This window comes from Anaerotignum sp. (assembly GCF_017483025.1).
Lineage (GTDB): Bacteria > Bacillota > Clostridia > Lachnospirales > Anaerotignaceae > Anaerotignum_A.
Window position 1 is genome coordinate 1 of record NZ_JAFUMA010000001.1, and the last position, 4,256, is coordinate 4,256.

Annotated in this window: 4 protein-coding genes and 1 pseudogene; all 5 read right to left on the minus strand. The window is 45.6% G+C overall.

Annotated elements, in window-relative coordinates:
* Positions 1 to 321: 321 nt before the first annotated feature.
* Positions 322 to 1,515, minus strand: coding sequence for an aminotransferase-like domain-containing protein (locus IJ369_RS00005; protein ID WP_290714444.1), 1,194 nt, complete (start codon positions 1,513 to 1,515; stop codon positions 322 to 324).
* A 21-nt stretch (positions 1,516 to 1,536) separates the two neighbouring features.
* Positions 1,537 to 2,241: an ABC transporter ATP-binding protein gene (locus IJ369_RS00010; protein ID WP_290714447.1), complete on the minus strand. Its 705-nt coding sequence runs from the start codon at positions 2,239 to 2,241 to the stop codon at positions 1,537 to 1,539.
* Between the two features lie 12 nt (positions 2,242 to 2,253).
* A complete protein-coding gene (locus tag IJ369_RS00015) occupies positions 2,254 to 3,024 on the minus strand; it encodes an ABC transporter ATP-binding protein (RefSeq protein WP_290714449.1) in 771 nt (256 codons plus the stop codon).
* Positions 3,017 to 4,045 carry a branched-chain amino acid ABC transporter permease gene (locus IJ369_RS00020; RefSeq protein ID WP_290714452.1) on the minus strand — a complete coding sequence of 343 codons (1,029 nt, stop codon included), beginning with the start codon at positions 4,043 to 4,045 and terminating at the stop codon, positions 3,017 to 3,019. The genes IJ369_RS00015 and IJ369_RS00020 overlap by 8 nt, the downstream gene beginning before the upstream one ends.
* Before the next feature lie 9 nt (positions 4,046 to 4,054).
* Positions 4,055 to 4,256: pseudogene (locus IJ369_RS00025) on the minus strand (branched-chain amino acid ABC transporter permease); the annotation flags it as partial.

Sequence of the window (4,256 nt, forward strand, 5' to 3'; positions counted from 1 at the left end):
AGGCAGATTTCACTGTAGAATTTACTCTTACACACCCAGCATGTGGAATTTAGTCTCGCACACTAATTGCAGATGCTTATTTGGTATGCAAAAAAACAGTAAAATCTGTGCTATTATTTTCATTATAAGTGAGTATTCCGCATTTGTTAAGAAAAAATGCAGAATTCAGTTCTGCAAATTCCGCAAATTTACAACGTTTATAACCCACTAGCATTTAACTTTTCATTTAAGTTAAAAAAATAGTCCCCGTCATAGGCAGGAACTATTTTTATATGCAAATATATTTTTCGTTGAAATACAAATCTCATTTTCTCACAGCTTTCAGGTTTTTTCTTCGCAAAACTGTGTAATGATTTTGCAAAGCTTCTTCATACCTTCGGTGATTTTTTCCTCCGGCATATTAGAATAATTCAGGCGCAAGGTATTTTCATGACCACCGTTAGGATAGAAGCCGCCGCCTGTAACAAAAGCGACCTTCTCTTCCAGACACTTCATAGCCAATTCCTTTGCATCGATCCCCTCAGGCAATTCGATCCATGTAAAAAGTCCACCTTCCGGATCTGTAAATTTACAGCAGGCAGGAAGTTCTTTCTCCATAATATCGATCATGATATTCTTTCTTTTTCCATAGCAATCTCGAATCTTATCCACATGGGCATTCAAATCGTACAATTCCATCCATTTAGAAGCAATCAGCATAGAGATGGTGGGGGTCTGCAGGGAAAATGCCTGTTTCAGGAAATTATACTTCGCCAGGATCGGGTCATCGGCGCAGACCCAGCCCAAACGGAAACCAGGGGCTAAAATCTTGGAAAATGTACCCAGATAAACCACCAGACCCTTTGTATCCAAAGATTTCAGGGCAGGCAATGCTTCCCCTTCGTATCTCAGGTCGCCATAGGGATTATCCTCGATGACAGGGATCTCATATTTATTTACCACTTCCATAAATTGTTTTCGCCGTTCCAAAGACCATGTCTTGCCAGAAGGATTCTGAAAATCAGGAATCACATAAATCATCTTTACATTTTCCGTTGTTTGCAGCACCTTTTCCAGTTCATCTATCAGCATCCCCTCCTTATCTGTAGGAATATCAATAAAAGTGGGTTCGCAGGTCTTGAAAGCATTGATGGCCCCCAGATAAGAAGGGCTTTCCATCAGCACCACGTCCCCTTTATTCAGGAACGCCTGGGCAGAAAAAATCAACCCCTCCTGGGAACCGGAAGTCATTAAGATATGATCCGCATCTGTGTGAATATTGTTTTTTTCTTCCATTCGTTTTGCGATCTGTTCTCTCAATTTTGGAATCCCTTCCGTTGTGGAATACTGCAGGGCTTCCTGTCCATGCTCTTTCAATACTGCCAGTGTTGCTTCCAGCACTTGCTCCACAGGGAACAGCTCCGGGGCAGGCATGCCGCCGGCAAAGGAAATGATGTCGGGCTTGGCAGTCAGCGCCATCAACTCCCGCACTTCAGACCCTTTCAGCTGCCCCATTCTATCTGCAAATTTTATCATATTTTATTCCTTCTTTTCTCCTCACACACCCAGGTATGCTTTTCTTACGTCATCATTCTGCAGCAGTTCTTCCGCTGTACCTTCCATGGTAATGCGACCTGTTTTCAGCACATAGGCTCTATCTGCAATGGAAAGGGCCATCTTCGCATTCTGTTCTACCAGAAGGATGGTGATGCCTTGTTTGTGTACTTCTTTTATAATGTCAAAAATATTAGAGACCAGGATGGGAGACAGACCCATGGAGGGTTCGTCCATCAGCAATATTTTAGGATCGCCCATCAGCGCCCTGCCTACTGCTACCATCTGCTGTTCCCCGCCAGAAAGAGTACCCGCCAGCTGACGTCTGCGCTCCTGCAGACGGGGGAATCTTTCATAGATCTCCAAAATCTTTTTTTCAATGTAATCTTTATCTTTTTTGGTATATGCCCCCATACGAAGGTTTTCTTCTACAGTCATTTCAGGGAAGATATGCCTTCCTTCAGGCACATGGGCCATCCCCAAAGTAATGATCTTGCTGGGGTCTGTTTTCATCAGGTCTTTTCCCTCCAGCAGAACAGAACCACCGGCGGCCTTTTTCAGCCCCGTAATGGTATGGAGGATGGTTGTTTTGCCTGCGCCATTGGCACCGATAAGGGTCACCAGTTCCCCTTCCTTTACCTCCATGGAAACATCATGGATGGCATGGATCGCACCGTATTTTACATTCAAATCCTGTATTTTCAGCATAGAACCGCCTCCTTACGCGCTGCCCAGATATGCTGTGATGACCTGGGGATTTTTTGCCACCTCTTCCGGCAAGCCTGTTGCTAAGATCTCGCCATAATTCAGCACGATGATGCGCTCGCAGATATTCATAACAAGACTCATATCATGCTCAATCAGAAGGATGGCTACGTTGAATTTTTCACGGATAAGATGAATAGATTCCAGCAGCTCCGCCGTTTCCGTCGGGTTCATGCCCGCCGCAGGCTCATCCAGCAGCAGCACCTTCATATCCGTTGCCAAAGCTCTGGCGATCTCCAGTTTTCTCTGCTTACCATAGGGCAGGTTTTCCGCCATATCATCTACCTGTTCTTCCAGCTTGAACAATTTCAGCAGTTCCCTTGCCTTTTTATCTATCTCCTCCTCTTCCTTCCAGAAAGCAGGTGTCCGCAGGATGGCAGAACCCATTTTATATTTTGCACTTTTCTGAAAAGCGATCTTTACATTTTCCAATACAGACATCTTTTTAAACAGGCGGATATTCTGGAAGGTGCGGGCAATGCCCGCGTCCACCACCTGATGGGTACGCTTACCGTTCATTTTCTGCCCTTCCAGATAATAGGTGCCCTCTGTGGGCTGATAAACACCTGTCAGCAGATTGAATACTGTAGTTTTCCCTGCGCCATTGGGGCCGATCAGGCCGACCAGTTCCCCATGACCAACGGAGATCGTAAAATCATTGACCGCTTTCAGGCCGCCGAACTGGATGCCCAGTCCTTTTGTTTCCAATACAGGTACATCAGTCATGGACAACGCCTCCTTTCAGGGCTTCTTTCTTTTTTACATCAGGTTTTCCGTTTTTCAAACGAAGCAGCAGTTTAGTCAGAGAAAATTCATAAGTACCAAACAGGCCACCGGGTTTGAAGATCATCACCAGCACCAACACAATGGAATACATCAGCATACGATAGCTCTGGAAGCTACGGAGTACCTCCGGCAGAGAAGCCAGGATGGCTGCCCCTACCACAGAACCTGTCAAAGAGCCTGTGCCGCCCAGAATAACCATTGTCAGAAATTCTGCGGAATACATAAAACTGAATTTTGTAGAGATCAGAGAGGTCAGGTAATGGGAATACATGGCCCCGCCAATACCTGCAAAAAAGGCAGAAATGGTAAAAGTCAATACTTTATAATACGTTACATCAATGCCGGAAGCCGCAGCAACAATATCATCTTCACGAATCGCTTTGACAATACGGCCATATCTGGAACGGACGAACATATACATGACCGTCACGGAAATAACCATTACCCAGAACACCAAATGGAAATCGGAAACTTTCGCAATGCCGCTCAAGGTCTTGCCGCCGCCTGCTGCCGGGATATTGGTCCAGGCAACACGAACAATCTCTGCAAAAGCAATGGTAACGATAGCAAGGTAGTCCCCCTTCAGCCGCAGGGCAGGTACGCCAACCAGAAAACCCATAAAGGCTGCAGAAATCCCCCCAACAGCGATAGCAATCAAGAAAAGCAAGCCGTTAGGGAGGGAGATGCCTGCTTCTCCGATCGCGATCGTTACCATAGCGGACGTATAGGCACCAATGGACATGAATCCGGCATGTCCAAGGGAAAATTCACCCATAAACCCTGTGATCAGGTTCAGAGAACAAACCATAACGATGGTGATCATCGCCATAGTAGCAATACCGCTGATATAATTCACCTGTCGTCCCAATAAAGGCGTATCCAGTAGAATAACCAGCAGAGCAAATATCAATAATATGCCTATCAAATTGATAAGATAAGCCTTTTTCTTTTCTTTCGGCATAAATATCACCTACACTTTCTCGCCCTTGTTCTTGCCAAGGATACCTGCGGGTTTTACCAGCAATACGATGATCAGAATACCGTATGTGATGGCTTCATACCAGCCGGGCAACAGATACATCTTGATCATAATTTCCAGAATACCAACGATCAGACCACCCAGCATCGCCCCGGGGATAACACCGATACCGCCCAGGACGGCTACAACAAAG